Annotated in this window: 3 protein-coding genes; 1 reads left to right on the top strand and 2 read right to left on the bottom strand. The window is 59.4% G+C overall.

The window, feature by feature from the left end; genetic code table 11:
* Positions 1-276: 276 nt before the first annotated feature.
* On the bottom strand, positions 277-1,638 hold the full coding sequence (locus ACYVIS_RS20130; protein WP_232742489.1) for a phosphatase PAP2 family protein: 1,362 nt from the start codon (positions 1,636-1,638) through the stop codon (positions 277-279).
* Between the two features lie 144 nt (positions 1,639-1,782).
* On the bottom strand, positions 1,783-3,195 hold the full coding sequence (locus tag ACYVIS_RS20125) for an FAD-binding oxidoreductase (RefSeq protein ID WP_232742488.1): 1,413 nt from the start codon (positions 3,193-3,195) through the stop codon (positions 1,783-1,785).
* A gap of 172 nt (positions 3,196-3,367) precedes the next feature.
* On the opposite strand from ACYVIS_RS20125, the gene ACYVIS_RS20120 reads away from it, so the two are divergent.
* Positions 3,368-4,756: a phosphomannomutase/phosphoglucomutase gene (locus ACYVIS_RS20120; RefSeq protein WP_232742487.1), complete on the top strand. Its 1,389-nt coding sequence runs from the start codon at positions 3,368-3,370 to the stop codon at positions 4,754-4,756.
* Positions 4,757-4,883 lie beyond the last annotated feature (127 nt).

Genomic DNA, 4,883 nt, shown 5'->3' with positions numbered 1-4,883 from the left:
CCGCTCCCTTGCATCCCGATCCAGGCGCCGGCCGCGGCGGACTCAAGCTCGCTCACCCCGCCTGGGCCGCCACCCCCGCTTGCGTTGGAGCTTTTTGGGCGGTTATGGGGCGATTTTTTGCAGGCTTATGAGTCTGTGGTTTTTACATGCCCATAGGGCAACGTTTTTTGCATGCCTGCAGGCCAGCGGTTTTTGCATGCTTGCGGGGCGGCGCGAATATCACTGGTCGCGGACATTTCGAGCGGCTGATTGCGAATCCGTGGGAAAGGACCTTCATCAGGGCAGGCGTATCAGCACGGGCAACCATCCCGAAGCTTGCGCCCAGCCGATCAATGCGAACAGAGGCAATGCCAGGAAATACGGCAGGGCATCGCGAATGGTGTTCCAGAGTCCCGATACGGACACGGTCACTTCGTCTTTGCTTTGCCAATTCGACAATTTGGGGCCAAAACGCGGCACCTTGGCGCAGTACTCGCCGAACTTCGGCCCGAACACCTTGCGCAGCAAGCGCTCTTCTTCGTCGATCACATTGTTGAAGACGGCATACACGAACAAGGCCAGGATGGGTCCCAACAGGATGCTGCCGGACTGGGCGCCTATGCCTACCACGGCGGTCATGGAAAACCAGTACAGGGGATTGCGGCTGATGGAGTAAGGCCCTTGGTGTATCAGTTCGGCGCCCTTGCGCCCGCCCAGATACAGCATGCACCAGCAGCGCCCAAGCATTGCAACCAGAATCAATGCCAGCCCCACCCACTGCACCGTTAGATGCACCCAGGAGTCGTGCGGCCAGGCCGAGGACAGGAACGGCAGCAGGCAAACGAACAATACGCCGTAGGCGGTCAGGGTGTTGCGGCGCTGCACTTGAACAATGGACAAATGCCGCCAGATTTCATCGAGTGTGTAGTCTGTCGTATCGGTCGCGGCCTTGCGGTGGCGCGTAACCACCAGGGGATAAAAAAGCAGGCTGCACAAAAGCCAGGCCACGGCGGCCGACCAGATTGTTTCGCTCAGGAAATGAGCGCCCTGGCTGATCCGCAACACGCTCAGAGCCACACCGGCGACAATGGCCAGCACCAGGCCCAGCCAGCGCAAACGCGGCCGGTTAAGTGCCCATCCGGCGAAATACAGGCCGAACAAAGAATAGCCTACAGCCGCGTGGCTGCTGGGCAAGGCGCCTCCGGCCGGCACGCCACCGAAAGCCCAGAAGGTGTTGGGAAGCTGTCCGGTGCCGCCGAATACCGCCAGGAAAAACGGTCGGGGCAAGGCTGTGCCATGCTTGAGCGCCCAGACCAGCAGCGGCGTCAGGCAAAACACGGCAAACAAGGTCCAGAGCACGGCCCGGGTGGATTGCGCGGCTTGGCCGCGGCCGCTGCGCAAGGCCATTACACCTGTCACGACGATCAGGGCAGGCATGACAAACCAGGTCGCCGCAGTCGCCAGCGCCTGCGCCAACCATTGTTCGCGCAGGGGGAAGGCATGGCTGGCCGCATCAAAAAACCGCGCCGTCAGTGCCATATCCAGGCTGGAATACTGTACGCTGTACGCCAGCCAGCCCAACAATACGGACACGCCTATGATCTGGGTCAGAATATAAAAGAAAGAATTCCGATAATACATATCGGTTGGGTGCGGCATGAACGAATTCCTTTGAAAAACCGAGGGAATGCATTGCTTGCACACCCTCGGCCATACATAAAGCGGCAAGCGCCGTAGCATACCGCGCAATTCATAAAATAAAAAACCCATTCGGCGGAAAGTATTGTTTTCCGGCCTTTTGAGTCAGTTCAGCACTTTGCCCGGATTCATCAAGCCATGCGGGTCCAGCGCCTGTTTGATGCGCTTCATCAGGGCGAGCTCGACGGGGTCCTTGTAGCGCGGGAGGATATCGCGCTTGAGCTGGCCCACGCCGTGCTCGGCGCTGATCGAGCCCCCGAAGCTGTGCACGCTTTCGTAGACCACGTTATAGATGGCGTCTTGAAGGCCCAGCAAGTTTTCTTCGGTGTAGGCCTGGCCTTTGGCCACGTTATAGTGCAGATTGCCGTCGCCCAGGTGGCCGAAAATCACATGCTGCACTCCCGGAAAATGGGCCTGCAATGCCGCGTTGGTCGTTTCCACGAACTCCGCCATTCTCGACACAGGTATCGATACATCGTGCTTGACGCTCTTGCCGAACGCTTTTTCCGACAGCGGCACACTTTCACGCAAATGCCACAAGGCGTCGCTTTGCGCCGTGCTTTCGGCGATCACCGCGTCGATCACCAGGTTATCTTCGAGAGTCTGGCCCACGATGGCTTCGAAACGTTCGCGCGCATGCTGCGCGCTTTCGCTGTCGGAAACCTCGAGCAAGGTATACCAGGGCAAGCGCGCCGACGAGCCTTCGAAAGGAATGCGCTGCTGCGGATAACACTGGACAACTCCATGCAAACATTCGCCGGCGATCAGCTCAAAGCCGGTCAGGCTTGCGCCGAACCCCTTGCGCGCCGCCGACAGCACCGCCACCGCGTCGCGTATGGAGCCCACACCCAACAATGCCGTGCACTGGGCAAGCGGCTGCGGATACAGCTTGACCGTGGCGGCGGTGATAATACCCAGAGTACCTTCGCTTCCTATGTACAAGTCCCGCAAATCGTAGCCTGTGTTGTCCTTGCGCAAGCCGCGCAGGCCGTGCCAGATATCGCCTTCGGCCGTCACGACCTCCAGCCCCAGCACCAGGTCCCGTGCATTGCCGTAGCGCAGCACCTGGGTTCCGCCGGCGTTGGTGCCAAGGTTGCCTCCCACCGTGCAGCTCCCTTCGGCCGCCAGGCTCAGGGGAAACAAGCGATCCGCGGCATGAGCGGCCTGCTGCGCCGACTGCAGTATGCAGCCTGCTTCGACAACCATAGTGTCGTTGTCGGTATCGACGCTGCGTACCTGATTCATGCGAGTCAGGGAGAGCACGATGGCCGTACCGCTGGAATCGGGCGTGGCTCCTCCGCACAGGCTTGTGTTGCCGCCTTGCGGCACGATAGGCACCTGGTTGAGCATACACCAGCGAACAACGTCGGAGACTTCCTGCGCGGTAGCGGGCCTGACCACCGCCAGAGCCCGGCCTGTATAACGACCCCGCCAATCGACCAGATACGGCCCGGCTTGCGCCGCATCCAACACATGCGGCGCGCCTACAATCCGGACCAATTCGTTTAATGGCTTCATCGCTATCCCCTTGTGCCTGCCGAATTCCGAGCCGTCTATTTTAGGCGTACTTTAAACGGCCGGACGCCGCAGTCAGAACTCGAAACAAATCCGCCTGCCCGCGGTTTTACCGTCCTCCATCCAATCCACGATAATACGAAATGTTTTTCGCCAAGTTTTTCAAGGAAATGTTTTGACAGATTTCACACTTCCCGACGCGGTATTCAAGGCCTACGATATTCGCGGCACAGTGCCCGAACAGCTCAATGCGGAGTTTGCCCACAGGCTGGGCCTGGCCTTGGCGCAGCGGGCACGCGCAGAGCGCATAAGCACCCTGGTCGTTGGCTACGACGGCCGGCTCAGCAGCCCTGGGCTGGCCCAGGCCCTCCAGGAAGGTTTAATGGCGGGCGGCATCAATACCCTGGACCTGAGCATGGTGCCGACTCCCCTGGTGTATTTTGCCGCGCATACGCAAGAAACCGGCTCGGGCGTAGCTATTACAGGCAGTCATAATCCGCCCAATTACAACGGCTTCAAAATGATGATGGGGGGTAAAACCTTGCATGGCAGCGATGTTCAGGCGCTTAAAACCGCCATGGCAAGCCTGTCCGCACCCATTGACATACCGCATGGAACCCGGCAAACCCTGGATCTGGTCGACGCTTATGTCCAGCGCGTTACATCCGATGTGAAGATCGCCAGGCCGATGAAAATCGCCATCGACTGCGGCAACGGCGTGGGCGGGGCCGTGGCCCCCCAGTTATTCAAGGCCATGGGTTGCGAGGTCGACGAGCTTTTTTGCGAAGTCGATGGACATTTCCCCAATCATCACCCCGACCCCGCCGATCCTCACAACCTGCAAGACCTGATCCGGCATGTGCAAAACAGCGACTGCGAACTCGGGCTGGCTTTCGATGGCGATGCCGACCGCCTGGGGGTCGTTACCAAATCCGGCGAAATCATCTGGCCCGATCGCCAGCTAATTCTGTACGCACAGGATATTTTGCGGCGCGTGCCCGGCTCGACGATCATTTTCGATGTCAAATGCAGCCGTCATGTGGCCGATTCCATCAAGCAATCCGGAGGGCAACCACTGATGTGGCAAACCGGGCATTCCATGATCAAGGCCAAGCTGGCGGAAACCGGCGCCCCTTTGGCCGGGGAAATGAGCGGTCATATTTTTTTCAAGGAACGCTGGTTCGGCTTCGACGACGGCCTGTACACCGGCGCACGCCTGCTCGAAATCCTGTCGCGCGGCTCCAACCCGTCGGCGGTTCTTGAAGCGCTGCCCCAAGGTATTTCCACGCCCGAGCTCAAGCTGGAAATGCGGGAAGGCGAGCCCCATGCGCTCATCAAACGCCTGCAAAGCGAAGGCAAGTTCCCGCTTGCGCAAAGCATCAATCCGATTGACGGCGTACGGGCTGAATACGCCGACGGTTTTGGCCTGGCCCGCGCTTCAAACACCACGCCCGTGGTCGTATTGCGTTTCGAAGGCGATACACGCGAAGCGTTGCTGCGAATTCAGGCTGAATTTCGCAGCGCTTTGCTGGCGCTGGCGCCGCAGGTAATACTTCCGTTTTGAGTCGCTTTTGGGCTTGATCTGTGGCTTTGGGCTGTGTTGCCTGTGTTGGTTGTCTTGGCGGCGGTTAATTCTATTAAGACGCCGCAGGGTGGGCGGTGCTGTGTAGTCCGGCACGTCCAGCGGTCGG

This window comes from Paralcaligenes ginsengisoli (assembly GCF_054781135.1).
Note: the sequence above shows the minus strand (reverse complement) of the source record. Positions and strands in the feature narration are given on the sequence as shown.

Excerpts from the sequence above, each read along its gene's own strand:
- ACYVIS_RS20125 (WP_232742488.1), bottom strand. The coding sequence starts at position 3,195 with ATGAAGCCATTAAACGAATTGGTCCGGATTGTAGGCGCGCCGCATGTG.
- ACYVIS_RS20130 (WP_232742489.1), bottom strand. The coding sequence starts at position 1,638 with ATGCCGCACCCAACCGATATGTATTATCGGAATTCTTTCTTTTATATT.